The following is a 24,270-nucleotide window of genomic DNA, read 5'->3' as shown; positions in this document are numbered from 1 at the left end:
TGCAGTCGGGTTTGAGCTTGTGGTTTTCAATTGCTATGGTGAGCAGGTTAACTTTTTAAGAGGGCTCAGCGTGACATTGCTACTTGTTTATATGTTTGTTGCCATTGCGGTTTCGTTTTTGTGCTCAGTGATGGAGGCGGTACTGTTAAGTATTACACCAAGTTATGTTGCCATGCTCAGAAAGCAACAACCGCAACTGGCAAAACGTGTTGGTAAGCTTAAAGATAATATAGACCAACCTTTAGCAGCAATACTGACGTTAAATACCATAGCGCACACGGCAGGCGCCGCTGGCGTTGGCGCACAAGCTGCAGTGGTGTTTTCAGATGCAGCAGTTGGCGTTGCCTCCGCAATTATGACGTTATTGGTACTGGTGCTTTCTGAAATTATTCCTAAAACATTAGGCGCTAATTATTGGCGAGGATTAACCCCCATTGTTAGTGTGAGCCTCATTTGGTTGGTATTTATTTTAAAACCTTTTGTGTGGTTTGCAGATATCTTAACGCGCTTTTTGGGGCGTAATTACGATGAAGCTTATTACATCCGCCAAGAGATTGAAGCAATGGCTGATATTGGCTCTGAGTCAGGAGCGCTTGGGCAAGATGAATCTGAAATCATTCGCAGCCTGCTGCATTTTCGTCATGCCAAACTCGATACCTTAATGACGCCACGTACGGTGCTTTTTAAAGTGCATAAAGATTTAACTGTAAACCAATACTTGTCGGAACATGGTTCGTCTTCGTTTTCAAGGGTATTGGTGTATGACAAAAATGGTGACGATATTATTGGCTTCGTGCATAAAAATGACATCATGCTGGCTTATCATCGCTTAGGTGAAGACTATAAAATTAGCAAGCTTGTTAAGCCTATTTACACCGTACCAGAAACCTTGCATGTGCCGACCTTACTCGAGACTTTACTGTCAGAGCGTACTCACATTTGTTTAGTGGTAGATGAGTACGGTGATGTACAAGGTATTGTCACTCTTGAAGATTTAATTGAAGCATTAATGGGGCTCGAAATTGTTGATGAGCATGATCAATCAGCTAATATGCAAAAAGTCGCCAAACAGCGCTGGCGACAACGTTTAGCATCGAGTAATACCATCGTTAGTGACGATAAGCGTAATCCTTAACGGCGGTGTCCTGCTGCCGTCTTTACCATTTGCCGCCATGAGAGTGACCAATTTAAAAAATCTTCTTTGGCCTTCGGGCGGCACAGTAAAAAGCCCTGCATTAAAATAAACTCTTTGTAGCGGTCAAGGTACTCAAGCTCTTCCACACGCTCAATGCCTTCAGCAACAATGGCAAGGTCTTCTTGAATTGCTATATTCACCAAACTACTAACAATCACTTGGGAAAACTGGTCGGTTTCAATATTGCTAATCAGGGTGCGATCGATCTTTATTTCGGTAAATGGCAGCGTTTTTAGCTGCTGAACATTAGTAAACCCTGTGCCAAAGTCATCAAGTGAAATACCAAAACCGCGCATTCTCAGGCGGTTGAGTGTTTCAAGTTGAGCAGTACTACGGAGCGCATACTGTTCGGTAATTTCTAAAATTACTTCACTTGGTGTTAAATTGTTAAGGTGAAGTATTAAAGCGAGTTTATCTGGGCAACTTAAGTCCTCGAGCTGTGAGGGTGATAAGTTAAACGCCAATTTTAAGTTAGGATCAAACTGCTCTTTGATTTCTGCAAAGTCGTTAGTCGCCTTTTCAAATAATTGAAATGTGATGAGGTTTATTAAATCTAGGTCTTCAGCTATGCAAATGAAACGATCCGGTAAGATTATTTCCTCTTCTTGGCTAGTATTTATACGGGCAAGTACCTCAATACTTTCGACCCGATTATCATGGCGATTAATCTTAGGCTGATAAAACGGAATAATTTCATTATGGCTGATAGCGTGTAGTAACAGTGACTCAGAAATAGGGGTTTTGGTGCGCTCAACATGAATAGCAAAGTGCTCAAGTTTTTGCAGTAGTAAATAAACCTGATTTAGCTGTACCGGTTTAGTGACATTACCAATTAAGTGGGCGTTATGCTTACGTGCCAGATCAGCAGCAAGGTCAATAACTTTAGGATCCATTTCCGAAATAATAGCAATTGCTCCATGGTACTTCATAGAGCCTAAATGACGAATAAGCTCCATACCATCCATGTCTGGCATGTTGAGATCAGTAAAAATAGCATCAAAAAAGTGAGGGGCTTTTTTCACCTTTTCTAATGCTTCTTCGGCACTTAGACAAGTTGTTATATGCGGAACCTCAAGCTCATTTAAAATGGCATGCATAACAATCAAGATGGCTTTAGAGTCATCTACTACGAGAATGTGTCTATTTGACTTCACCATATTCACTCCATGAACAAGAACGCTAAAGTTAAAAGTAGTAGATAAAAGGTATTTAGTCATGTTTTTTACCTGTTTTATAGCGTAAAAAATACACAACCTTGTCCCTAAAGGAAATTAGTAATTTTGCAAGGCCTAAGTATAATGGCCGCACTTTTTATTCGTATATATAAGAACTATGGTCAGACTTCAGCTGAGTCTCGCAGACGAAACCTTTATTTTGCATTTAAATGGCTCACAGTTAATTCAGCTTTTTCATCAACAACAAGCAATTGCCTTCGATAACCCAGAGCTCGAACTTTATGAGTTTGATTTTCAGGGGCAGCGTATTGGTCTTGATACCAGTAAAGTGCACGAAAAAAGCTTAGCAATTTTTGTTAACCAGCAGCAGGTGAGCCAACTTGCTTTACCTGAGTTACAAGAAGCTGAACCAAAACGCGGCATTATAGGTTTGCTGGCACTGGGTTTTAAATTATTCAAAAGTGCAAAAGTAGTGAAAGCAGCTTTAGCGGGTGCTTCGGTGGCAGGCTACGCTTGGTTATTTTCCATTGAATTTGCCTTAATGTTAATTGCTTGCTTGGTTGTACATGAATATGGTCATGTGCGTGCTATGAAATATTTTGGCATTAAAACTAAAGGTATTTACCTTATTCCCTTTGTTGGTGGTTTGGCTGTTTCCGATGATAAAATTACCACGCGATGGCAAGATGTGGTGATCTCACTCATGGGGCCCGCTTTTGGCTTAATTACCTCAGTACTGGGAGTCGTGCTTTACTACGCCACTGAAATGGAAATATTCGCTGGTGTGGCGGTACTCAGTGCACTGTTAAACCTATTCAACTTGTTACCTATTCTGCCCTTAGATGGCGGCCATGTACTTAAAAGTATTAGTTTTTCGATGCGTTCATGGATAGGTCTAAGTGTGTGTTTATTAGGTGTGTTATTTGGCTTATGGCTAAGCTACACCTTTGGTTTGATGCTACTTGTGTTCTTCTTATTTGTAGGGGCACTTGAGATTATCTTTGAGTGGCGCGGACGTCACTACTCACACCTCATCCCTCTTGATACTTATGGGCAAGGCTTCTCAGCGGTAATGTACGCACTGGTTGTTGCAGGTCATGTGGCAGTGATGATGCACTTTGCCGATTCAGAAAGCGCAATCCTAAGCTTACCAATGAAGATTTTAGCAAGTTAATAAGCATTGCAATATTAAATATTAGGAAGTGTTTTTTCACTTCCTAATTTTGAGTTAAGGATAAAAGCTCAGCATCAAAGATATAAACACGCCGGTGATGATCAGCTGCACAAGACAAAAGCCCATGATGTCTTTTGCTTTTAGGCCTGCAATAGCAAGCACAGGGAGTGCCCAGAACGGTTGAATTAGGTTGGTCCAGGCATCGCCCCATGCAACCGCCATAGCAACTCGTGGCATATCAGCGCCAAGTGTTTGTGCGGCTGGAATGACAATCGGCGCTTGCACTGCCCACTGGCCGCCGCCTGATGGCACAAATATATTAACAAACCCTGCACTTACAAAGCTCCAAAATGGCAGCGTCTCGGCGGTTGCAATGGCAATAAACCCTTCAGAGATTTGTTGAGCGAGTCCCGTTTTTACCATAATCGCCATGATCCCAGCATAAAATGGAAATTGAATGACAATACCAGCGCCGCTGGGGATTGCTTGTTGTAAGCTGCTTAGTAAATTATGTGGTGTTTGATGCAGTAAAATTGCACTGAATAAGAAAATAGCGATCACGCTATTTAAGTTTAAGCCGCCACCGTTTAGCACAAAATAATAGAATAAATAGGCAAGACCAACGGCACCTACCCCCATACCAAGCAAGCGACTGTGCTCGATGACTTCGGCAGGGCGGGTAGGCGTCGCTATTTGTTGTGATTCATCTTCAAGCTTTGCTAGGTCAACATAAACGCTGTCTTTTTCGCTTGGCAACATATAGCGATTTACCAGCGGCATAATAATAAATAAGCCCACAACGATGGCGATATTGAATGCTGAAAAGATCGTGTTCTCGGTGCCTATTATGCCAATGCTTTGCTGTGAAAAGTGACCGTCGGTTGCGATAGTCAGCGGTACTGAGCCGGCTAAGCCGCCATGCCAAACAATAAAACCAGAATAAGCACTGGCAACTAGTAAACGGTAATCAACGCGGGTTTGTTTCGCAATTGCTTTGGCGAACAAAGCGCCAATAACTAAACCAAAGCCCCAATTTAGCCAGCTAGCCAATAAAGACACGAGCGTAACGAGTATGATCGCTTTGGCAGGGCTGTTGGCGAGAGTTGCAAGTTTGTTGAGTATGCTGCGCATAACAGGGGTACTCGCTAGCATGTAGCCCGTTAGCAGCACCAGCAGCATTTGCATGGCAAATTGTAATAGGTTCCAAAACCCACCTCCCCAAGCCGCGAGTACCTGCGTGGGCGTTGACGGAGTAAAGAGACTTGCAACGATGAAGCTCGGTAAGGTGAGTAAAATAACAAATACGAACGGGTCGGGTAGATAACGCTCAACTAGTTTAGTGAATGGTTTAGCAACGCGATTTAGCATAGTTTTTATTGTTGTCGTCGAATCGATAATGCCAATAAATCATGAATAACGATAATTGGCAAATTGCGACGCCGTTGCTTTAGCTGATGCGTTTAAAAACAGATGCTATAGCGATTACTGTGAGTCTTGCTCTAGCACGGCTTTTAAGCGAGCTTGAACTTCTTCTACTAATAGTATTGGCTGGAACTTGGATAAAAAGGCATTACAGCCAACCTTCTCAACTAAAGCTTGGTTAAAGCTTCCGCTTAGGGATGTATTAAGAACGATATGTAAGTTCTTCATTCGGCTGTCGTTACGAATTTCGTGTGTTAAACGGTAGCCATCCATTGCTGGCATTTCAGCATCGGTGATCACCATAAGTAGTTCTTTCTCAACATCTTTGCCTTGATCAGCCCAGCCTTTTAACATCTCAAGTGCTTCAAGTCCGTTACGAGCAGGTATGATTTCGATACCAAGTTGCGATAATGTATCGCTTACTTGCTTACGTGCTGTAGGTGAATCATCGGCATGAAGAATTTTGCGGCCTGCAAATTCGTTCACGATGCTTTTATCAAGAATATCTTCAGATATTTGGACTTCGTATTCAACGATTTCGGCGAGCACTTTTTCTACATCAATAATTTCAACCAACTGCTCTTGGTCATCACGTTTCAATTTCGTTAAGGCAGTTAGGTAGTGATTTTTACCAATAGCAGTTGGCGGCGGCATGATATCTGACCATGTCATATTGACAATTTGATCAACTTTACCAATTAAAAAGCCTTGCACGGTGCGATTGTACTCAGTGATAACGAGGTTTGTATCTTCGATGTGTTTAGCTTCTGGCATGTTTATCGCTTTGCGTAAATCAATCACCGGAATGGATTCGCCGCGAATATTTACGACCCCAGACACTTTAGGATGCGCATGGGGAATTTTACTAATTTGCGGTAACTTGACCACTTCTTTCACTTTGAACACATTGAGTGCGAATAAGTGGCGGCTGTGTAGGTAAAATAGCAAAAGCTCTAAGCGGTTTTCACCGACCAGTTGCGTACGCTTATCAACAGAAGCAAGAACACCTGACATATTTCACCCTAAATACCTAATACAGAGATAGTATAGTCTACTATTATTTTTCATCGACATGCATTAGGAATTTTCCATCAGTTGCCAAAGAGCAAGCATTACAGTACCGTATCGATAATTTCCTCCACTATAAATCGCAAGGATTATGCATCATATATTTAATCGTTTAGTGGTACTTATTCGCAGTCATATAGATCAAGTAAGTTGGCAGGCTGTGGTATTTACTACGCTTTTGCATATGCTACTTATTTGGTGGCTACTTATGCTTGCAGGAGAGCAAGCGCTCACACCACTCAGTACTTATTTTTATTATTATGTAGTAACAACATCAACAGTTGGCTATGGCGACTTTAGCGCTAGCACAGAGCTTGGCCGTTGGATTGTCGCATTACTACAAATACCTTTTGGTTTAGCATTATTTGGCGTTCTGTTAGGAAAAACAGGGCAAACAGTAACTTATTTAATTAGGCGCGCTATGACGGGTGATAAAAGCTTCGCACATATAAACAATCACATAATTATCTTTGGTTGGCACGATACACGGACTAAGAAGATGGTTGACTATATTTTGGCCGATCATAAACGTTTAGATCGTCGTATTCTATTGGCGGTCACAGAGCAAATGGAACATCCATTTTTAGCAAATCCGATGGTTGATTTTGCTCGGCTAAGTAGCTTTACTGACTTAGATGAGTTGAAAAGAATCGCCATTGATCGCGCCGACAAAATTATAATTGATGGCCAAGATGATGACCAAACGTTTACAACAGCCCTGCGTATTAGCAAGTTGGTCAATGAACAGTGCCACATCAGTGCGCACTTTACTGATGAAACTAAAATCGAAATGCTACATGAGCATTGCCACAATGTAGAATGTAGTAGTGCTAAATCAGCAGAGATATTAGTGCGTTCAATGCAAGACCCAGGTTCAAGCCGCGTGCAAGAAGAGTTGTTATCGACACTACACGGGGATACTCAATTTAGTTTACCAATTCCAAAAGGCGTGCAAGCAATGGAATTTGGCAAGCTGTTTCATCACTTTAAATATAGTCACGATGCTATACTACTGGGTGTCGCACATAACTTGAGTGCAAAAAATATGGACTTAAACCCGCCACTTGATTATGTAGTAAGTGAGGGAGATATTTTGCATTATATTGCTGCGGAGCGTGTTTTGAGCGACGAAGTTGATTGGTCAGCGTTGGTATAGTACCAATCCGCAATAATACTTAATCATTTTGAGGGATTAAACCTGTTGCTAACTGCGTTAAAAATTCCTCATTTAGAACAACTAAATAACAAAATTTTTGCCTTGCTATCAACAAGGTTTTATTGCCTCAAAATGGACCACTTAATTAAGCGAATTGGTATTTATGAGTGAAGTTGCGTTTTTAATTATTGTATTGAGTGCCTACATCTTACCTGTGGTCATTGTGCTCAATAGTAAACGCACTCAGGGCCACGAAAAGAATGCTTGGTTAATAGGTATCATCTTCTTTTCGTGGTTAGCTTTAGTGATGTACTTAACAATTATCCCCAAACACGGACGGGTCAAAAAACACCGCAAAGTAAAACCCAAGGGTTAACTTACGCCTTAAGGCTTCAAGCTGCTGTATCACTTCAACTGTTTTAGTTTATGATCTATCACAGGGTCATCCGGTGAGAGTTGTTGCGCTACTTCTAATACCTTAATAGCATCGTTTGGGTGTTCATCTTGATGTTTGATTGCAACATCAATCAGCGGTTGCACATCAATCGCATTCTTTTGCTCTTGCATATGCTCAGCTTTTTCTTCTGCTAAAATTGTATGCGCGGTGCTTAGTAAGGCTAAACGATGTGGCGAACTCTTGTTTGCTTTATTTAGACGACGATAATAGTCTTCTTTAAAGCGCAGGGTTTTGGTTTGCTGGCGGAATTGGGCTATATCAACTTGCTGGTGGCTAATAAAATCAACAGCAACATCTTTATAAAAGCCAAACTTATTTAAATATGTTGCATGAACACTATGGCCCATACCAAACACGCGTAAGTGGGTTAGTTGTGGGTAACGTTTAGCATGAGCGCGGTCGATGCGATTAGTTGGATCGTAAATAATATAACCCTTTGCATGGCCTAAATCTAAATCGTGGTAGTCACCGTTCCAATCGAATTTTTGCGCGATTTCGGTGCTTGAACGATCATCCCATGGTGCTTTTTCTTTGTTTTTTGTGCTAACAGGGTGAAAGAGTAAAACTTTATCAAGCTTTAATAGATTGGCAAATGCACCAACGGCAAAGCCTCCTCGACTCAAGCCATAACCTAACCGCTCTTTAAATCCACCAATCAGTGGCGCTAGCTGCTCAATGAAAAACAACAGATTACGGTGTCTAAACCAGTTACTAATGCCTAAATGTTGAAAGGCGATAATATTCACATCTTGCTTTTTCGCGAGCTTATAAGCCCAAGGCGAAAAATCATCAGTGATATCATGTTCTTGATAATTTGTTCCAGCAGGAGAGAAGGTAATTAGCAGGGGCTTATTGGCATCAATGATATGGTATTTTACATAAACATCGCCGAGCAAGTCACCGCCAGTCATAGGCATAAGGCTTTGTTGCTCATCGCGGGGGAGACTGGTCCATTCCTCTAACCAATACAGTAATTTCATACATCCCCCTTAGTACCTCTAAAATAAAGGGGCGAAATTATAGCAAAAATAGCAGCTCATTAAAAATGGTCGCTACTTTAATAGCTCATTGCTATGATCTGTTGCCAATCATGTTCGGTTACCGGCATTACTGACAGTCGTCCGCCTTTTTTAAGGGCTATTTCGGTAATTGACTCATTGGCTTTAATTGCTTGCAGGCTAACTAGCTTTTTAAGGTGTGATTGATATTTCACATCGACCACAAACCAGCGCGGGTTATCAGCGGTTGCTTTGGCATCGTAGTAATCGCTATTTAAATCAAACTGTGTTGGGTCGGCATAAGCTTCGCGAGTCACCGTAGCGATACCTGCAACACCCACCTGTTTACAACTTGAATGATAAATCATCACCAAGTCACCTTGCTTGATACCATCGCGAAGAAAGTTGCGGGCTTGATAATTACGCACGCCATCCCACATAGAGGTTTGCTCAGGTGCGTTTTTTAGATCATCAATTGAAAATGCATCGGGTTCGGTTTTAAAAAGCCAATAAGCCATAATTAGGTGCTCTTACAAAGATTTACTTCCAATTAGTCTATAGTATCATTAAACGCTTGTCGGGATTGAGGATAAATAAATGAGCCAAGTATTAGATGACCTACTGTCATTAATGTCGTTAGAAGAGATTGAGCAAGGCTTGTATCGCGGGCAAAGCCAAGATTTAGGGTTTAGAGCTGTATTCGGTGGTCAAGTAATGGGGCAAGCCCTATCTGCAGCAAAAGAAACATTACCACAAGGGCGTATTGTTCACTCTTTACACTCTTACTTTTTACGCCCAGGTGATGCAGCAAAGCCGATTGTCTATGATGTCGAGAATATTCGTGATGGTAAAAGCTTTAGTACTCGCCGTGTAAAAGCAATTCAATACGGTAAGCCGATTTTTTACATGACCGCCTCATTTCAAGGTGAAGAAGAGGGCTTATCACATCAAGCGCAGATGCCTGATGTACCTCAGCCTGAAGAATTAAAATCATCTCTTGAATTTTACCAAGCAAATGCAGAGCTTATTCCTGAACCAATTCGTAATAAGTTCATCCGTGAAGTACCGATTGAAATGCGTCCTGTGACTTTCCATAACCCGTTCAAACCACAAGTTATGGAGCCAGTTAAGCATATTTGGTTTAAAGCAAATGGTGAGATGCCTGATGACCAGCGTATTCATAATTACTTACTTGCGTACGCGTCTGATTTTGAATTTTTACCAACCGCATTACAGCCACACGGTGTATCGTTTATGCAGCCGAATATGCAGGTTGCGACGATTGACCATGCAATGTGGTTCCACCGTCCTTTTAGACTTGATGATTGGATTTTATATTCAGTTGATAGCCCAAGTGCGAGTTCTGGTCGTGGTTTGGTACGAGGTCAGTTTTTTGACCGTCAAGGCAATTTGGTTGCCTCAACGATCCAAGAAGGGGTCATGCGCCAGCGTTAATTTTCTGAATGCTGAGCTTGGCTTTGCACTATATCATCAATTGACTGCCAGACCCGTGCTGGCAGCAATGCTTTAAGATATAAATACACTTCACACAGCTCATTGCTGCCCGTTAAGCCTTGCTCTGTTTCGGTAATTAGCTTTTGCTCACGTAAGCTTGAAATAAAACCAATAAGCACTTTTTTATCAAAGAACTCTGGGGTTTTAATGCCATGCAAGGTGCCTAAGCGCTCTGCTAACACTTGGCTTTCGTGTTCAAGTTCTTCACGCTCAATACCACTGCTAGTTTGAATAAAGCCAACCACGATAGCGTAACGCTGTAGCGTTAGGTTTAAGGCACGACCTAGCATTTCGAGTTTTGCTAAACAGTCGTTGCTGTTGGTGATCTTGATATTATCGCCATCAATTTCAATGAGATCTTGATCAACGAAGCTTGCTAGAACCCGAGTAATGTAGTTTTCATCTAACTCATGTAGGAACCACTCTTTGGCAAACAGCGGGTAAAAACGCGCAATTAAGGCTTGGCACTCTGCTAAGGTCGTTTTGTGTGCCTTGAATAAATGCAGCGCCAATAAGCTTGGAACTGCAAATAAGTGCAATACGTTATTTCGGTAGTAGTTAAACAGTGTTTTTTCTTTATCGTTGATAGCGATAATTTCGCCAAATTCATCACTGATAACATCAAACTTATTAAGTTTGAGTGCATGCTCTAGTAGCTGTTCTGCGCTTTCGTCTGGTGTGGTCACCTTTTCACTGTAACTTGCGCTACGTTGTAAATGAAGATAAAACTCAAGTTGAGCAATCAGCTTAGGTCTACTCAATGCATGTTTATCATTAACTAATAAAATCATGGCAAGTAGATTCACTGCATTTAGTGCAGCAGCACTATTAATATTAACCATTACCTTATCAGCAAGTTCGGCGACCTGCGGTCCAAGCCATTGTGGTTTCTGAACATCAGTTGGGTGAATAGATTCACGCCAATCAGGTTGTTGATCATTTAGGTATTGATTAATCGAAATAGGGTCGCCAAAGTTTAGGTAACCACGGCCATAGTTTTTTAGGTTTTTTATCGCTTTAAAGATACCTAATACCGACTCACCTTTCTTATCGTTACCAGCAAGCTCTTTTAAGTAGGTATTAATTTCCATTACGTGCTCATAACCAATGTATACAGGAACAATCGAAATAGGGCGATCAATGCCACGTAGCATGGCTTGCAACGTCATGGCGAGCATGCCTGTTTTTGGGGGTAACAAGCGACCAGTGCGGCTACGGCCACCCTCAGTGTAAAACTTTACTGAATAGCCTTTGATAAATAACTGGCTCAGGTACTCTTTAAATACAGATGAATACAATTTATTGCCCGCGAATGAGCGGCGAATAAAGAAAGCACCACTACGACGGAAAATACCACCTGCTGGGAAGAAGTTTAAGTTGATACCTGCGGCGATATGCGGCGGAACCAAGCCCAAATGGTAAATAGAGTAGGTCAGCAATAAGTAATCCATATGCGAGCGGTGACATGGCATATAAATAATCTCGTGACCTTTATCTGTAAGCTCATGCACTTGTTCAGAAAACTTAATATCAATACCGTTATAAAGTTTATTCCAAAGCCAAGTTAAAATACGGTCTGCAACACGAATAGTTGCATCGCTGTAATTGGCGGCAATCTCATCAAGTAATTTAAGGGCATTTTGGCGAGCTTGCTCTTGGCTAATGTTCTTTTCTTTCGCTTCTATTTGAATTGCTTTTTTAATTGTTGGTGATGCAAGTAGCGAATTAAAAAGCTGCTCACGCGATGGCATCTTCGGGCCTGTCGCTGCTAGTTTTTGACGGCGAAAGTGTACACGGGCTACACGTAATAATTTATGCGGAAGCTCATCAACATCGGCTTTTTCATTTACTAATAAAGATAAGTCGAGCGGCTGACTAAAACGAATAAAATTATCGCGGCCAGAGAATAGCAGCACAAAGAACTTACGAAACCAGCTAGGTGTTAATGAGTGAGATACCAAAGTTCCCAAACCTGGCTTTTCTTTTCCTGGGTTTCTGCCCCATAAAATCGTCACTGGGATCACTTGAACGTTTTTCTCACCTGATTGCATCAGATGGTCAATAATCTGTTTGCCTTGTTGCAGGGCATTGCTTGGTTTGCTTTTGTTACCAATTAGCGGTGGCGGGTTTTGAATACCAATAAAGCGATCAAGTTCAGCATTACCTAATAACTGTTCTTCGGTTGGGTCTGGTAAACCGTATTTCTTACATACCCGTGCGAGTGCGGCTAAATCAGAACGCGCATTAAGCCTAACAATATAGAAGGTCGGGTTGGCTGGGTTTAGATTGTATTGTTCAATCGGGTTTTCTGGTAGCACCTTACTTTTTACAAACAAGCGGTTCATACCGGCAGAAATGAAATTTAAACAACGATTAATGATACGCATCAACTCACCAAAGTTATTAGTAGATATTAAATAGACCGAGTGTGGTCAAAAATAAGCAGCATAGAATAACAATTATTAACTGGACTGACCATTTAAAAGCGATTTTCTAGCTCCTTTACCGAACCAAGTATAATTTAAAGACGCTAATGTTATTGATAAAGTTCGAAAAATAAACAAAATTTAATTTAGACCTTTGGGATTTTCAAAATAGTTGTTGCATTTATCACCAATCTATCTATAATACGCAGGCTTTCAAAATTCCCTCGGGAACTTGGAAGGAAAAATTAAGCTTGGATTTCAAGCTAATAAACAGGAATTCCGATTTGGAATTCAACGTAGATATAAGAGAACAGCCGACATCTTAATTAATAAGTATGTTTCGGTCGTTTTTTTATGCTCTTTTTAAATGCTCTTTATATTGAGGTTTAAGAATGTCAAATCAACGCATTCGTATTCGCCTAAAAGCTTTTGACCACCGTTTGATTGACCAATCAACGGCGGAAATCGTGGAAACTGCGAAACGCACTGGCGCACAAGTACGTGGTCCAATCCCACTACCTACACGCTTTGAACGTTTTACTGTACTAACTTCACCGCACGTTAACAAAGACGCGCGTGATCAGTACGAAATCCGCACCCATAAACGTCTGATCGACATCGTAGAACCAACTGACAAGACTGTTGACGCTCTTATGCGTTTAGATCTTGCTGCTGGTGTTGATGTTCAAATCAGCCTGGGTTAATCGGAAGATTAGAGAGGTTTTAGGAAAATGGCATTAGGTCTAGTCGGTCGTAAAGTGGGTATGACACGTATCTTCACTGAAGATGGTGTATCTATCCCTGTGACAGTTATCGAAGCGACTCCTAACCGTATTGCTCAGATCAAATCTGAAGCAACTGACGGTTATAACGCGCTTCAAGTAACCGCAGGCACTAAAAAAGCAAGCCGTGTAAACAAAGCAGCAGCGGGTCACTTCGCTAAAGCTGGTGTTGAAGCGGGTCGCGGTCTGTGGGAATTCCGCCTAAATGGTGGTGAAGGCGATTTTGAAGTAGGCGCTGAGCTTACTGTTGAATTATTCAACGAAATCAACAAAGTTGACGTAACCGGTACTTCTAAAGGTAAAGGTTTCCAAGGTGGTGTTAAGCGCTGGAACTTCAGCATGCAAGACGCTACTCACGGTAACTCTCTATCTCACCGTGCTCCTGGTTCAATCGGTCAAAACCAATCACCTGGTAAGGTGTTTAAAGGTAAGAAAATGGCCGGTCACATGGGTGCTGAGCGTGTAACGACTCAAAACTTAGAACTAGTTCGCGTTGACGCTGAGCGTAACTTGCTTTTAGTTAAAGGTGCAGTACCTGGCGCTATCGGCGGTGACGTTATCGTTAAACCAGCTGTTAAAGCATAAGTCCTGGAGATTTAGTGATGGAATTAGCAATTAAAGACGCTTCTGGCGCTCTTGAAGTTTCTGAAGCTACTTTTGGACGTGAGTTTAACGAAGCATTAGTACACCAAGTAGTTGTTGCTTACGCAGCAGGTGCTCGTCAAGGTACTCGTGCTCAGAAGACACGTTCTGAAGTAAGCGGTGGTGGTAAAAAACCATGGTCTCAAAAAGGTACTGGCCGTGCACGTGCTGGTACAATTCGTAGCCCAATTTGGCGTTCAGGTGGCGTTAGCTTCGCAGCTAAACCACAAGATCACAGCCAAAAAGTAAACCGTAAAATGTACCGCGGTGCGATCAAAAGCATCTTATCTGAATTAGTTCGTCAAGAGCGTTTAATCGTTGTTGAACAGTTTGGTCTTGAAGCACCAAAAACTAAAGAACTAGTTGCTAAGCTTAAAGAACTTGAGCTTAAAGATGTTCTAATCGTGACTGAAGAAGTAGATGAGAATCTTTTCTTATCGGCACGTAACCTATACAAGGTTGACACGCGTGATGTAGCTGGTATCGATCCTGTAAGCCTAATCGCTTTCGATAAGGTACTTATTACAGCTGCTGCTGTTAAGCAACTTGAGGAGGCGCTAGCATGATCCGTGAAGAACGTCTTTTAAAAGTGATCCTTGCTCCACACATCTCTGAAAAAAGCACTATCGCTGCTGAAGAAAACAACACGATTGTTTTCAAAGTAGCTTCTGATGCAACTAAAGCTGAAATCAAAGCTGCAGCAGAAAAGCTTTTTGAAGTAGAAGTAACTGGTGTTCGCACACTAAACGTTAAGGGTAAAACAAAACGTACTGGCATGCGTTTCGGTCGTCGTTCAGACTGGAAGAAAGCTTACGTTACTCTTAAAGAAGGTAGCGAGCTAGACTTTGTCGGCGGCGCCGAGTAATAAGGGGAGTTAGAATTATGGCACTTCAAAAGTGTAAACCAACTTCTGCGGGTCGTCGTCACCTGGTTAAAGTGGTTAACCCAGATCTACATAAGGGTAAACCTTACGCACCACTACTAGAGAAAAACTCTAAGTCTGGTGGTCGTAATAACAAAGGTCGTATCACGGTTCGTCACATCGGTGGTGGTCATAAGCATCATTACCGTGTAATCGACTTTAAACGCACTAAAGATGGCATTCCAGCTGTTGTTGAGCGTCTAGAGTATGATCCAAACCGTAGCGCAAACATCGCTCTTGTATTATATGCAGACGGTGAGCGTCGTTACATTATTGCACCTAAAGGCTTAAAAGCTGGTGATTCAATCCAATCTGGTATTGATGCACCAATCAAAGCTGGTAACACGTTACCAATGCGTAACATGCCTGTAGGTTCGACTGTTCACAACGTAGAATTAAAACCAGGTAAAGGTGCGCAAATCGCACGTTCTGCTGGTGCATACGTTCAAATCCTTGCTCGTGAAGGTCAATACGTAACTCTACGTCTTCGTTCTGGCGAAGTTCGTAAAGTTCTATCTGACTGTCGCGCAACGCTTGGTGAAGTAGGTAATGCTGAGCATATGCTTCGTTCACTAGGTAAAGCTGGTGCAAATCGCTGGCGTGGTATCCGTCCGACAGTTCGTGGTGTTGCCATGAACCCGGTAGATCACCCGCACGGTGGTGGTGAAGGTCGTACATCTGGTGGTCGTCATCCTGTGTCTCCATGGGGTAAACCGACTAAAGGTGCTAAGACACGTAAGAACAAGCGTACTGATAAATTTATCGTACGTCGTCGTACTAAATAATAGTTGAGGAATAGCCATGCCACGTTCTCTCAAGAAAGGTCCTTTTATTGACCTACACTTGCTGAAGAAGGTAGAGAAAGCGTTGGAAAGCGGTGACAAGAAGCCAATTAAAACTTGGAGCCGTCGTTCAATGATCATACCTAACATGATCGGATTGACCATCGCTGTCCATAATGGTCGTCAGCACGTTCCTGTGTTCATCACAGACGAAATGATCGGTCACAAACTAGGTGAATTTGCACCAACTCGCACTTACCGCGGTCACGCTGCGGATAAGAAAGCGAAGAAACGTTAAGAGGGGAATGATAAATGCAAGCATTAGCTAAACATAAATTCGCCTCTGGTTCGGCGCAAAAAGCACGTCTAGTTGCAGATCAGATCCGCGGACTTCCGGTTGATCGCGCTCTAGAAATCCTGGCGTACAGCCCTAAAAAAGCGGCTGTATTAGTTAAGAAAGTACTTGAGTCTGCTATTGCTAACGCAGAGCATAACGAAGGTGCTGACATTGATGAGCTTCGTGTAACTACGATCTTTGTGGACGATGGTCCAACAATGAAGCGTATTATGCCACGTGCTAAAGGACGCGCAGACCGCATCCTTAAGCGTACAAGCCACATCACTGTTGTGGTTTCAGATAGCTAGGAGTATAAGTAATGGGACAAAAAGTTCATCCTACTGGTATTCGCCTAGGTATCTCTAAACCTTGGGTTTCTACCTGGTACGCGAATTCAAAAGATTTCTCTGATCAGCTTTTTGGCGATCACAAAGTACGTACATTCCTTACTAAGGAATTAAAAGCGGCTTCTGTGTCTAAAATCGTTATTGAGCGTCCAGCTAAATCTATCCGTGTAACAATTCACACAGCTCGTCCTGGTGTTGTTATCGGTAAAAAAGGCGAAGACGTTGAAAAACTACGTCAAGCAGTAACTAAGATTGCAGGTGTTCCGGCTCAGATTAATATCGCTGAAGTTCGTAAGCCTGAACTTGATGCACAACTAGTAGCTGACGGTATTGCGTCACAGCTAGAGCGTCGTGTTATGTTCCGTCGCGCTATGAAGCGTTCGGTACAAAATGCAATGCGCATTGGTGCAAAGGGTATCAAAGTTGAAGTTAGCGGTCGTCTTGGCGGTGCTGAGATCGCACGTTCAGAATGGTATCGTGAAGGTCGTGTACCTCTACATACTCTTCGTGCTGATATCGACTACGCAACTTCTGAAGCCTTAACCACTTATGGTATCATTGGTGTTAAAGTTTGGATCTTCAAAGGCGAAGTTATTGGTGGTTTACCACTAGTACAAGAGCAAGAGAAGCCAGCTAAACGCGCGCCAAAGAAAGCCAAAAAAAGTGCTAAGTAGAGGTAGCGAGTAATGTTACAGCCAAAACGTACAAAATTCCGTAAAATGCACAAAGGCCGCAACCGCGGTTTAGCGCAAAACGGTAACAAAGTAAGCTTCGGTACTTTCGGTTTGAAAGCTACTGGCCGTGGCCGTATGACTGCTCGTCAAATCGAAGCAGCTCGTCGTGCTATGACACGTCACGTAAAGCGTCAAGGTAAAATCTGGATTCGTGTATTCCCAGATAAGCCAATTACGAACAAACCATTAGAAGTTCGTATGGGTAAAGGTAAAGGTTCTGTTGAATATTGGGTTGCTGAAATTCAACCTGGTAAAGTACTTTACGAAATGGAAGGTGTTTCTGAAGAGCTTGCTCGTGAAGCATTCAACCTTGCAGCGCGTAAATTACCATTCACAACAACTTTCGTAACTCGGACGGTGATGTAATGAAAGCTAGCGAACTAAAAGACAAAAGCGTAGAAGAGCTAAATGCTGAACTTCTAGGACTTCTTCGTGAGCAGTTCAACCTGCGCATGCAAGCAAGCACTGGTCAGTTAGCTCAGACACACACGCTAAGAACAGTACGTCGCGATATCGCGCGTGTAAAAACAGTTATTAACCAGAAGGCAGGTCAATAATGAGCGATAAAATCCGTACTCTTCAAGGCCGTGTAATCAGCGACAAGATGGACAAATCTTTCACTGTTGCTATCGCACGTTACGTGAAGCATCCAGTATATGGTAAATTCATCAAACGTACGACTAAACTACACGTACATGACGAAAACAACACAGCTCAAACTGGTGACGTAGTTACTATTTCTGAGTGCGCTCCTATTTCTAAGACTAAGTCTTGGACTTTAGTAGACGTTGTTGAGCGTCCAAAGAAAGCTTAATTTTTAATTAAGTTTCCTTACTAAAAAGCCTCGGCATCTGCTGGGGCTTTTTGTTTTTAAAATACAGCAATATGCTGATCGAGAGAGTGGCTTTTTAACTTGAGTTCATTAACTCAAGTTTGTTACCGCTATGCCAATTCATTTCTCACATGCTTTAAATAGGCTTGTAGGCTTTCTTGCCAAAGTACCATGGCATCAGTTAATGAATCCTTCAAAGGTTTGTTATCGAGTAGCTTACGCTCAATTTTCTTAAGTTCTAAACCATAGCGGTTAAAGCCTAGTTGCAAAGCTGTGCTAGCTTGGCGGTGGAGTAGCTTGATACACTGATCTTTATCGTCTTCGACGAGCTGCTGGCAGCGGATCAGTTTGTTTCTAGCTGAGAGTACAAACTCGTTGTAAATTGATGACATCTCATCTTCATTGAATGAACTTACAAGAGTGGCTGCGGCCGTTTCATCATAAAGTGTATCACGCAGTTCTACGGCAATACTTGCTGCTTGATTCGTTTGTGAATCACTGAGCGCTTGGCGTAGTTTTTGCTGCTTTATTGGCTTGCCTACAATGTCTTTAATACCGAGTGCTAAGTACTCTTTAATTTCATCCGGACTAAGGCTTGCGGTAAACGCTAATACAGGGGTTCGTTGGTTTAAATGGTCAATATTTTTTAGCTTTTTCAGCACTTCTTGGCCAGTTAGATCTGGTAAATTCATATCCAATAATACTACATCAAAGTGATGTTTCTGCATCAGTTCAATTGCGCTGGTACCATCTTTAGCAAGCTTAATTTTGTGTTCATCATCGGCCATAAATTCAATGGCAATTTTCTGGTTTAAATCGAGATCTTCAACTAATAAAACATCAAGACCGGTTACGTAATCTTTTGATTGATGGCGTTGTTCAACTAAGCTGAGTTCACCAATAGCAAGAGGAATATCAAAGCTGAAAGTACTGCCTTTATCTAGTTCACTTTCAATAATCAGTTTACTGCCTAATTTTTCGAGTAAACGACTGGTGATCGCTAAGCCAAGGCCCGTTCCGCCTTTTTCTTTACCTGCGCTGCTTTGTACATAAGGTTCTGTTAGGTATGCAATCTCTTCATCTTCAATACCTGGACCTGAGTCTATTACACTAACACGCACAAGGTGATCTAATTGACCTTCATTTAGCAGTTTAACATGGATTTTCACGGCACCGTGGTCGGTAAATTTAATCGCATTTCCAACAAGATTAATAATTACTTGCCTGAGTTTTTGTTGGTCGCAGTAATAACATGCTTGTTCGGGTAGGTTGTAAATAAGTTCAAATTTTAAGTGTTTTTGCTCTGCTAAAGGGCTTAGTAAAAGGCAGAGGTTATTGAGCCAGGTTTTAAACTCTACGTCTTCTTCGTAAAGCGCTTCATCACGTTGGTCGAGGCTTGCATAGTCGAGTACTTTATCTACCAATAGGTTTAGTGATTCAGCTGAGTTAATTATCGCCTCACAGTAAGGCTTATCTCGTGGGTCACTCGACTGATTCATTATTAACTGTGCACTTCCTAAAATTCCATTTAATGGTGTGCGTATCTCATGGCTGATAGTTGATAAGAATAAGCCACGTATTTCTAGATCTTTATGCGCTTTTTCGGCTAATTGGTTTAAGTTTTGTTCGCGACGTTCATTACATAAAAGTGCCATACCTGTTGCGTAAAAGATCGGCGCGATGACGCCATTTATCAACAAAGGGATACTAAACCAATTTGTAGATAGTAGATTAGCTGCAGTGACATTTTCCATCATTACAGTACGGCCTGTGAAAACCGCTAGAAGAATGCTGAGAATTAAAATATAAACAATACTGCCATTTGGGTAACTTTTACGACCATTACGAATGAATAAAGCCAGTAAAAATAGTACCTCAACGATATGTTGAAGGTCTGAAACCAGAATTCGACTACGTAATTCTGCGCTGTCGGAGGCAAGGTAAATTATGCTGATAGCTAGTACGACGGTAATAGCAATAAAGGTTTTAAAGCCAACGCATTTGGCATTTAAAAACTGGCAAATAGCGAGTACATGAATAATGGAAGCACTAAAGAGCAACGTATTTGCAATGCCAACACTGGCAATATTATTGATGTGGCCATGTAATGCAAAACTCATTACTGATGCAAACATCACTAAAGGATAGAAAATATAAAGTAAAGTACCCGGAGTTTTTTTATTGGTTCGCCATGTAAGATAGTTAAGAAGGGTCATCACTGCCATCATGGCTGCACTGGCGTAATATAAAGTAACAGAATCGAGCATTGTATTTCCGGTGTTTTGCAATCAGTTTGAGCATAAAGTCAATTGCAGTGTTTAGCAACCAGAAACAAAAACAGACGCGGCTGCGTCTGTTTTAATTAGTAGGATGTTTGGTTTAACGAATTTCGTCTGGAATATTTTGCTGTGCCCAAGACAATAGCTCGATACGGTTACGACATTTAGTTTTTCTAAATGCACTATATAAATGAGTTTTAACTGTATGTGGGCTGATGCTTAAGTCTTCAGCAATTTCTTTATTCTTCGAGCCTTTACTCATTAGTGAGATAATTGCTTTTTCACGTTTAGTAAGTTTAACCGGTTCGATATCACCATCTGTCAATTTGTGGAGTGCATCTTTATTGAACTGCAACATACGATTTAGTGCGTTACACATGATATCGCGGCGGTACCATAGTTGATCTTCAAGTAATAAACGAATGCCTTTCATTAACACATCTGCATTATCTGTTGTGTAAAATACACCACGAATACCACTTAATAGAGCACGGTTAGCAAGTTCAGGGTTTTCATCTAAGTTAAACAGTACGATATCGCATTTCATTCGAAGATTAACTAGTTGTTCTTTTAACTTACCCCACGGATCAGTGCTTGAAGTTTCAATAAATAACAAGCGTGTTCCTTCTGGTACTTCAGAGATATCAGTACCAGATGTCACTGCAAGTCCTTGTGTTTTTAACAATGGCTCTAATACGTTTATGCCAATAGTGTTAATTGGCTCTGGATCTAATAATAAAAAGGCTGAACTACTCATATATATACACTCTTGAATAAAGTTGACAGTTAAATCCTATCACGCAATCCACCCCTTTCGTATTAGAAATTTCTGAGAGTTGTGCAGGAAAAGTACAGTTTGTGTCTGTTTTCTGTCAAAAATTACAGTTAGTTAACAAAGTGCAGTATGTTAACTAACTGATATATAATTATTATAGCCGAAAATAATATGTTTGTGCTAGTTTTTACAATTGTTTACATATCAAAGTATTAGATCGGTTGTTTTTTCTTATCTTGATATGGAGGCCAGCCCATTTCTTTACCTGCTAGCATGTGTAGATGTATATGGTACACAGTTTGTCCACCATGGTCATTACAGTTCATTACGACGCGAAAACCGTCTTCACTAAAGCCAAATTGCTTGGCGAGCTTTGCTGCAACCACATATAAGTGACCGACTAAAGCTGCATTTTCTTCTGTAACATCGTTAATTGTCGCTATTGGAGTTTTTGGGATGATCAGTACATGAAAAGGGGCTTGCGGGTTGATATCTTTAAAAGCCAGTGATAGCTCATCTTCATAAATAATATCAGCTGGGATCTCTCGGTTAATAATCTTTGTAAAAATAGTCTCTTGGCTCATACTTAGCTCTCTTATAAATGTGGTTAAATGACCACCCACTAATGACAAACTTTATTTGCAGTGTCAAACTGAAACTGCCGCAAGTTGAACAACCAAGGAGTGAACATGCGTAAGTTAGTATTACTGAGTAGTGCGTTAATGCTATTTAACAGTTTTAGCAGTGTAGCTGAGACTATTCACTTTCCAGAAGAGTTTGTACCTTTACAAGTTGGAGAGCGCCTTATTGAGCAGTCGTTTTTCAGTCGTGTTGACGATGTTGAGCTTGCTCCTGGTACATACAAAGTGAAGATGAAATACACAGATCTATACGAACAAGGATACGATGACCATCAAGTTGTTGAGTCTGAGCCGTTTTGGGTTGAGCTCACGGTGGAAAGTGGCAAAGACTATGATTTAGTGTTCAATCGTGCCAATAATGCTGTAGCCGCAGAAGTATTTGCTGAATCACCGCAAGTAAGCTTAAAAGCCAAGGGCAGTGAACTTGCTGTGCCTTTATCTATAGTTAGCTATCGTGTATCAAGCACGCCTGTACAAGCTGTGGCAAGCGCCCCAGTTGCTGCTACAAGCAACAAGCCTGCGACTGCAAAACCTGTTACATTGCCTGCAAAAGTACCCGGCGGACAAGCAGGACTTAAAAATATGCCAAATGCGGCTGCGATGCTTGAATTTTGGTGGCAACAAGCAAGCCCTGAAGAGCGCCGTGCCTTCTTACAAAAAGTAAGTAACTAATAAAAGAATTAAAAAAGGCGCTGATTTTCAGCGCCTTTTTTGTGTTTGATGACTTACTTTGCAAATAAGTCGTCAACAGTACCTTGTGCAAGTGGGTGGTAACCCGGACGTGCTTTTAAGTACACATCATGTGCCCAGTCTTTTCTACCATTTTTAATAAGTGCTTTATAGAGTGGCACAATTAATTTACGGCGACCGATGCCTGATAGATGTTTATCTAAAGCAGGGTAGATAGGTTGATAACCATTACCTACCGCTAGCATAAACCATGCGAAAGCGCGCTCTGCATTAGTTGACTGTGTTAGGTTGAATTGATTATCCAGCTCAGTCATTTTTGCAATGCTTAAATCGCGAGGAAGATTATTTAAAAAGTGTAGCCACTCATGAACTGACCAATCTGCTGTTGGTAATTGGGCTGCACTGATCTCACCGTTTAACCATGTTTTGGTTACTGCATCAACTTTATCGAAGGCATCAGAGGTTGGATTCGGTGCATCGCTTGGTAAACCAGGCTCAAAGATCCATTCATTGACTTTATCCATGCTCACTACGCCAGGATATTTGTCGATAAGGTTGGCTTTTAAGTAAGTAACAAATTGAGCTGTTGTAAGAGACTTAAACGCAAACTGGTCAAAGTAACCTTTTACGAATGGGTCGAACTTGTCACGGCCAAATTTGTTTTCAAGATAAATTAAGAAAAGCTGACCTTTAGTGTAAGGCACTGAGCTAAATGCATCATCAGGATCGCGGCCATTAAGTTTTAAGTTAAGGCGCGTATCTGGTGCTGGCAGAGTTTTAAGTAATGCACGTAAGCCGGCTGCATCAAGCGCTTGTTCCATAACTGCACGGTCACGGCCAAACACTTCTTCCATAATGCGGTTTTCAACGTAAGACGTGAAACCTTCATTTAGCCATAAGTCTTCCCACGTCGCATTAGTCACTAAGTTACCAGACCAAGAGTGAGCAAGCTCGTGAGCAATTAGGTTTACTAAGCTTTTATCACCAGCAACAACTGTTGGGGTGATGAAAGATAAGCGTGGGTTTTCCATGCCACCAAATGGGAAGCTTGGTGGTAGCATTAATAAGTCATAACGACCCCATGCGTATTCACCATACATAGCGTTAGTTTTATCGATCATCGCTTGTGTGTCGTTAAACTCAGCAACAGATGCATCTAAAATTGTTGGCTCAGCAAAGATACCTGTTTGCTTAGACATGGCTTTAAATTCTAAATTACCAGCACCAATTGCGATTAAGTATGGCGAAATTGGTTGTGGCATATTAAATAAGTAATCGCCGTCTTTATAAAGAGCATCTTTATTATCAGCACTCATTACCGCACGAATGTCTTTAGGGGTGTGAATACGTGCCGAGTATGTTACGCGCATTGCTGGCGTATCTTGTACTGGGATCCAGCTACGAGCATGAATTGCTTGTGATTGGCTGTACATAAATGGGTGTGATTTACTGGCTGTTTGCTCTGGCGTTAACCACTGTAAACCTGAAGCTTCTGGGCGGCTGTTGTAGTAAATACGAGCTTTAACCGCTTGGCTTTTAAATTTAATTGTTAATTTTGAGCCCTTCACGTCATCACGTGCAGCAAGGGTGAAGTCAGCCTTGTGCCAGCTGCCTTTTTGATCTTGATACATTACTTTGTCGATATCTAAATCGCGTGTATCAAGTACTAGCGTTTTGCTTGTTGCATTGTGCCAATCTAGCGTGTGCTCAACAAAACCTTCAAGTTGTTTGTCATCAAAATCAACATCTAAATCTAGTAGTAGGTGAGTGGTTGTTACGTCATCTAAGTTTGCGTAAGTGTGCTGGCTGATTGCATCTGCAGTTGCTTGAGAGCAAGCACCGGCCATAGCAAGACTTAAAAGTAATGGTTTAAACTTCATAATAACCCTGGAACGGAAATGAAAAAGAGCTCGTTTTATAA

Annotated in this window: 26 protein-coding genes; 16 read left to right on the top strand and 10 right to left on the bottom strand. The window is 41.6% G+C overall.

Features of this window, described 5'->3' with window-relative positions; translation table 11 throughout:
* Nucleotides 1–70: 70 nt before the first annotated feature.
* Nucleotides 71–1,135, top strand: a complete 1,065-nt coding sequence (locus HYD28_01450) for an HlyC/CorC family transporter (GenBank protein QLE07747.1) — start codon at nt 71–73, stop codon at nt 1,133–1,135.
* Here the strand turns inward: HYD28_01450 and HYD28_01445 are convergent.
* Complete coding sequence (locus HYD28_01445; GenBank protein ID QLE07746.1) at nt 1,132–2,352, bottom strand: EAL domain-containing response regulator; 1,221 nt, start codon at nt 2,350–2,352, stop codon at nt 1,132–1,134. The two genes, HYD28_01450 and HYD28_01445, sit on opposite strands and share 4 nt — an antisense overlap.
* A 175-nt stretch (nt 2,353–2,527) precedes the next feature.
* Here HYD28_01445 and HYD28_01440 point away from each other — a divergent pair, with 175 nt between their 5' ends.
* Nucleotides 2,528–3,544, top strand: a complete 1,017-nt coding sequence (locus tag HYD28_01440; protein ID QLE07745.1) for a site-2 protease family protein — start codon at nt 2,528–2,530, stop codon at nt 3,542–3,544.
* A gap of 54 nt (nt 3,545–3,598) precedes the next feature.
* On the opposite strand, the gene HYD28_01435 is transcribed toward HYD28_01440, so the two are convergent.
* On the bottom strand, nt 3,599–4,912 hold the full coding sequence (locus HYD28_01435; protein ID QLE07744.1) for a short-chain fatty acid transporter: 1,314 nt from the start codon (nt 4,910–4,912) through the stop codon (nt 3,599–3,601).
* A 114-nt stretch (nt 4,913–5,026) separates the two neighbouring features.
* Nucleotides 5,027–5,980, bottom strand: a complete 954-nt coding sequence (locus HYD28_01430; GenBank protein QLE07743.1) for a chemotaxis protein CheV — start codon at nt 5,978–5,980, stop codon at nt 5,027–5,029.
* Between the two features lie 145 nt (nt 5,981–6,125).
* Between HYD28_01430 and HYD28_01425 the strand changes: the two genes are divergently transcribed.
* Nucleotides 6,126–7,190: a two pore domain potassium channel family protein gene (locus tag HYD28_01425; GenBank protein QLE07742.1), complete on the top strand. Its 1,065-nt coding sequence runs from the start codon at nt 6,126–6,128 to the stop codon at nt 7,188–7,190.
* Between the two features lie 405 nt (nt 7,191–7,595).
* On the opposite strand, the gene HYD28_01420 is transcribed toward HYD28_01425, so the two are convergent.
* Complete coding sequence (locus HYD28_01420; protein ID QLE07741.1) at nt 7,596–8,627, bottom strand: cytosolic protein; 1,032 nt, start codon at nt 8,625–8,627, stop codon at nt 7,596–7,598.
* Nucleotides 8,628–8,704: 77 nt separating this feature from the next.
* Nucleotides 8,705–9,163, bottom strand: a complete 459-nt coding sequence (locus tag HYD28_01415) for an EVE domain-containing protein (protein QLE07740.1) — start codon at nt 9,161–9,163, stop codon at nt 8,705–8,707.
* A 79-nt stretch (nt 9,164–9,242) separates the two neighbouring features.
* Between HYD28_01415 and tesB the strand changes: the two genes are divergently transcribed.
* Nucleotides 9,243–10,100 (top strand): acyl-CoA thioesterase II, encoded by an 858-nt coding sequence (tesB, locus tag HYD28_01410; GenBank protein QLE07739.1) that lies wholly within the window; start codon nt 9,243–9,245, stop codon nt 10,098–10,100.
* On the opposite strand, the gene plsB is transcribed toward tesB, so the two are convergent.
* Complete coding sequence (gene plsB / locus HYD28_01405; GenBank protein QLE07738.1) at nt 10,097–12,547, bottom strand: glycerol-3-phosphate 1-O-acyltransferase PlsB; 2,451 nt, start codon at nt 12,545–12,547, stop codon at nt 10,097–10,099. The genes tesB and plsB overlap by 4 nt on opposite strands.
* 431 nt (nt 12,548–12,978) lie before the next feature.
* Between plsB and rpsJ the strand changes: the two genes are divergently transcribed.
* From rpsJ to rpsQ, 11 genes are read left to right on the top strand one after another with little or no spacing between them, the layout of a single operon-like run.
* Nucleotides 12,979–13,290 carry a 30S ribosomal protein S10 gene (gene rpsJ, locus HYD28_01400; GenBank protein QLE07737.1) on the top strand — a complete coding sequence of 104 codons (312 nt, stop codon included), beginning with the start codon at nt 12,979–12,981 and terminating at the stop codon, nt 13,288–13,290.
* 27 nt (nt 13,291–13,317) lie between these two features.
* Nucleotides 13,318–13,953 (top strand): 50S ribosomal protein L3, encoded by a 636-nt coding sequence (gene rplC / locus HYD28_01395; protein QLE07736.1) that lies wholly within the window; start codon nt 13,318–13,320, stop codon nt 13,951–13,953.
* 17 nt (nt 13,954–13,970) lie between these two features.
* Nucleotides 13,971–14,576, top strand: a complete 606-nt coding sequence (gene rplD, locus HYD28_01390) for a 50S ribosomal protein L4 (protein ID QLE07735.1) — start codon at nt 13,971–13,973, stop codon at nt 14,574–14,576.
* Nucleotides 14,573–14,875, top strand: a complete 303-nt coding sequence (rplW, locus tag HYD28_01385; protein QLE07734.1) for a 50S ribosomal protein L23 — start codon at nt 14,573–14,575, stop codon at nt 14,873–14,875. Before rplD ends, rplW begins: the two co-directional genes overlap by 4 nt.
* 17 nt (nt 14,876–14,892) lie before the next feature.
* Nucleotides 14,893–15,717: a 50S ribosomal protein L2 gene (rplB, locus tag HYD28_01380; GenBank protein ID QLE07733.1), complete on the top strand. Its 825-nt coding sequence runs from the start codon at nt 14,893–14,895 to the stop codon at nt 15,715–15,717.
* A 16-nt stretch (nt 15,718–15,733) separates the two neighbouring features.
* Nucleotides 15,734–16,012, top strand: a complete 279-nt coding sequence (gene rpsS / locus HYD28_01375; protein QLE07732.1) for a 30S ribosomal protein S19 — start codon at nt 15,734–15,736, stop codon at nt 16,010–16,012.
* A 14-nt stretch (nt 16,013–16,026) separates the two neighbouring features.
* Entirely contained in the window at nt 16,027–16,359 is a 333-nt protein-coding gene (gene rplV, locus HYD28_01370; GenBank protein QLE07731.1) for a 50S ribosomal protein L22, read from the top strand.
* 11 nt (nt 16,360–16,370) lie between these two features.
* The gene (rpsC, locus tag HYD28_01365) at nt 16,371–17,072 is read left to right on the top strand and encodes a 30S ribosomal protein S3 (protein ID QLE07730.1); all 702 of its coding nucleotides are present in this window, start codon (nt 16,371–16,373) and stop codon (nt 17,070–17,072) included.
* 12 nt (nt 17,073–17,084) lie between these two features.
* Nucleotides 17,085–17,498: a 50S ribosomal protein L16 gene (rplP, locus tag HYD28_01360; protein ID QLE07729.1), complete on the top strand. Its 414-nt coding sequence runs from the start codon at nt 17,085–17,087 to the stop codon at nt 17,496–17,498.
* Entirely contained in the window at nt 17,498–17,689 is a 192-nt protein-coding gene (gene rpmC / locus HYD28_01355; GenBank protein QLE07728.1) for a 50S ribosomal protein L29, read from the top strand. Before rplP ends, rpmC begins: the two co-directional genes overlap by 1 nt.
* Nucleotides 17,689–17,946 carry a 30S ribosomal protein S17 gene (gene rpsQ, locus HYD28_01350; GenBank protein ID QLE07727.1) on the top strand — a complete coding sequence of 86 codons (258 nt, stop codon included), beginning with the start codon at nt 17,689–17,691 and terminating at the stop codon, nt 17,944–17,946. The genes rpmC and rpsQ overlap by 1 nt, the downstream gene beginning before the upstream one ends.
* A 128-nt stretch (nt 17,947–18,074) precedes the next feature.
* On the opposite strand, the gene HYD28_01345 is transcribed toward rpsQ, so the two are convergent.
* The 3 genes from HYD28_01345 to HYD28_01335 form a co-directional block, all read right to left on the bottom strand.
* A complete protein-coding gene (locus HYD28_01345) occupies nt 18,075–20,231 on the bottom strand; it encodes a response regulator (GenBank protein ID QLE07726.1) in 2,157 nt (718 codons plus the stop codon).
* A 112-nt stretch (nt 20,232–20,343) separates the two neighbouring features.
* On the bottom strand, nt 20,344–21,000 hold the full coding sequence (locus HYD28_01340) for a response regulator transcription factor (GenBank protein ID QLE07725.1): 657 nt from the start codon (nt 20,998–21,000) through the stop codon (nt 20,344–20,346).
* A 230-nt stretch (nt 21,001–21,230) separates the two neighbouring features.
* Complete coding sequence (locus tag HYD28_01335) at nt 21,231–21,602, bottom strand: histidine triad nucleotide-binding protein (protein ID QLE07724.1); 372 nt, start codon at nt 21,600–21,602, stop codon at nt 21,231–21,233.
* Nucleotides 21,603–21,707: 105 nt separating this feature from the next.
* Here HYD28_01335 and HYD28_01330 point away from each other — a divergent pair, with 105 nt between their 5' ends.
* A complete protein-coding gene (locus tag HYD28_01330; protein ID QLE07723.1) occupies nt 21,708–22,331 on the top strand; it encodes a DUF2057 domain-containing protein in 624 nt (207 codons plus the stop codon).
* Nucleotides 22,332–22,384: 53 nt separating this feature from the next.
* Here the strand turns inward: HYD28_01330 and HYD28_01325 are convergent, their stop codons facing one another.
* A complete protein-coding gene (locus HYD28_01325) occupies nt 22,385–24,229 on the bottom strand; it encodes a M1 family metallopeptidase (GenBank protein QLE07722.1) in 1,845 nt (614 codons plus the stop codon).
* Nucleotides 24,230–24,270 lie beyond the last annotated feature (41 nt).

Source organism: Pseudoalteromonas shioyasakiensis, assembly GCA_013391845.1.
Lineage (GTDB): Bacteria > Pseudomonadota > Gammaproteobacteria > Enterobacterales > Alteromonadaceae > Pseudoalteromonas > Pseudoalteromonas apostichopi.
The sequence above is the reverse complement of the archived record's forward strand: the minus strand, read 5'-3'. Positions and strand labels throughout refer to the sequence as shown.

Coding starts and splice junctions, on each gene's coding strand:
- HYD28_01445 (QLE07746.1), bottom strand. CDS start 2,352: ATGGTGAAGTCAAATAGACACATTCTCGTAGTAGATGACTCTAAAGCC.
- HYD28_01440 (QLE07745.1), top strand. CDS start 2,528: ATGGTCAGACTTCAGCTGAGTCTCGCAGACGAAACCTTTATTTTGCAT.
- HYD28_01435 (QLE07744.1), bottom strand. CDS start 4,912: ATGCTAAATCGCGTTGCTAAACCATTCACTAAACTAGTTGAGCGTTAT.
- HYD28_01430 (QLE07743.1), bottom strand. CDS start 5,980: ATGTCAGGTGTTCTTGCTTCTGTTGATAAGCGTACGCAACTGGTCGGT.
- HYD28_01425 (QLE07742.1), top strand. CDS start 6,126: ATGCATCATATATTTAATCGTTTAGTGGTACTTATTCGCAGTCATATA.
- HYD28_01420 (QLE07741.1), bottom strand. CDS start 8,627: ATGAAATTACTGTATTGGTTAGAGGAATGGACCAGTCTCCCCCGCGAT.
- HYD28_01415 (QLE07740.1), bottom strand. CDS start 9,163: ATGGCTTATTGGCTTTTTAAAACCGAACCCGATGCATTTTCAATTGAT.
- tesB (QLE07739.1), top strand. CDS start 9,243: ATGAGCCAAGTATTAGATGACCTACTGTCATTAATGTCGTTAGAAGAG.
- plsB (QLE07738.1), bottom strand. CDS start 12,547: ATGCGTATCATTAATCGTTGTTTAAATTTCATTTCTGCCGGTATGAAC.
- rpsJ (QLE07737.1), top strand. CDS start 12,979: ATGTCAAATCAACGCATTCGTATTCGCCTAAAAGCTTTTGACCACCGT.
- rplC (QLE07736.1), top strand. CDS start 13,318: ATGGCATTAGGTCTAGTCGGTCGTAAAGTGGGTATGACACGTATCTTC.
- rplD (QLE07735.1), top strand. CDS start 13,971: ATGGAATTAGCAATTAAAGACGCTTCTGGCGCTCTTGAAGTTTCTGAA.
- rplW (QLE07734.1), top strand. CDS start 14,573: ATGATCCGTGAAGAACGTCTTTTAAAAGTGATCCTTGCTCCACACATC.
- rplB (QLE07733.1), top strand. CDS start 14,893: ATGGCACTTCAAAAGTGTAAACCAACTTCTGCGGGTCGTCGTCACCTG.
- rpsS (QLE07732.1), top strand. CDS start 15,734: ATGCCACGTTCTCTCAAGAAAGGTCCTTTTATTGACCTACACTTGCTG.
- rplV (QLE07731.1), top strand. CDS start 16,027: ATGCAAGCATTAGCTAAACATAAATTCGCCTCTGGTTCGGCGCAAAAA.
- rpsC (QLE07730.1), top strand. CDS start 16,371: ATGGGACAAAAAGTTCATCCTACTGGTATTCGCCTAGGTATCTCTAAA.
- rplP (QLE07729.1), top strand. CDS start 17,085: ATGTTACAGCCAAAACGTACAAAATTCCGTAAAATGCACAAAGGCCGC.
- rpmC (QLE07728.1), top strand. CDS start 17,498: ATGAAAGCTAGCGAACTAAAAGACAAAAGCGTAGAAGAGCTAAATGCT.
- rpsQ (QLE07727.1), top strand. CDS start 17,689: ATGAGCGATAAAATCCGTACTCTTCAAGGCCGTGTAATCAGCGACAAG.
- HYD28_01345 (QLE07726.1), bottom strand. CDS start 20,231: ATGCTCGATTCTGTTACTTTATATTACGCCAGTGCAGCCATGATGGCA.
- HYD28_01340 (QLE07725.1), bottom strand. CDS start 21,000: ATGAGTAGTTCAGCCTTTTTATTATTAGATCCAGAGCCAATTAACACT.
- HYD28_01335 (QLE07724.1), bottom strand. CDS start 21,602: ATGAGCCAAGAGACTATTTTTACAAAGATTATTAACCGAGAGATCCCA.
- HYD28_01330 (QLE07723.1), top strand. CDS start 21,708: ATGCGTAAGTTAGTATTACTGAGTAGTGCGTTAATGCTATTTAACAGT.
- HYD28_01325 (QLE07722.1), bottom strand. CDS start 24,229: ATGAAGTTTAAACCATTACTTTTAAGTCTTGCTATGGCCGGTGCTTGC.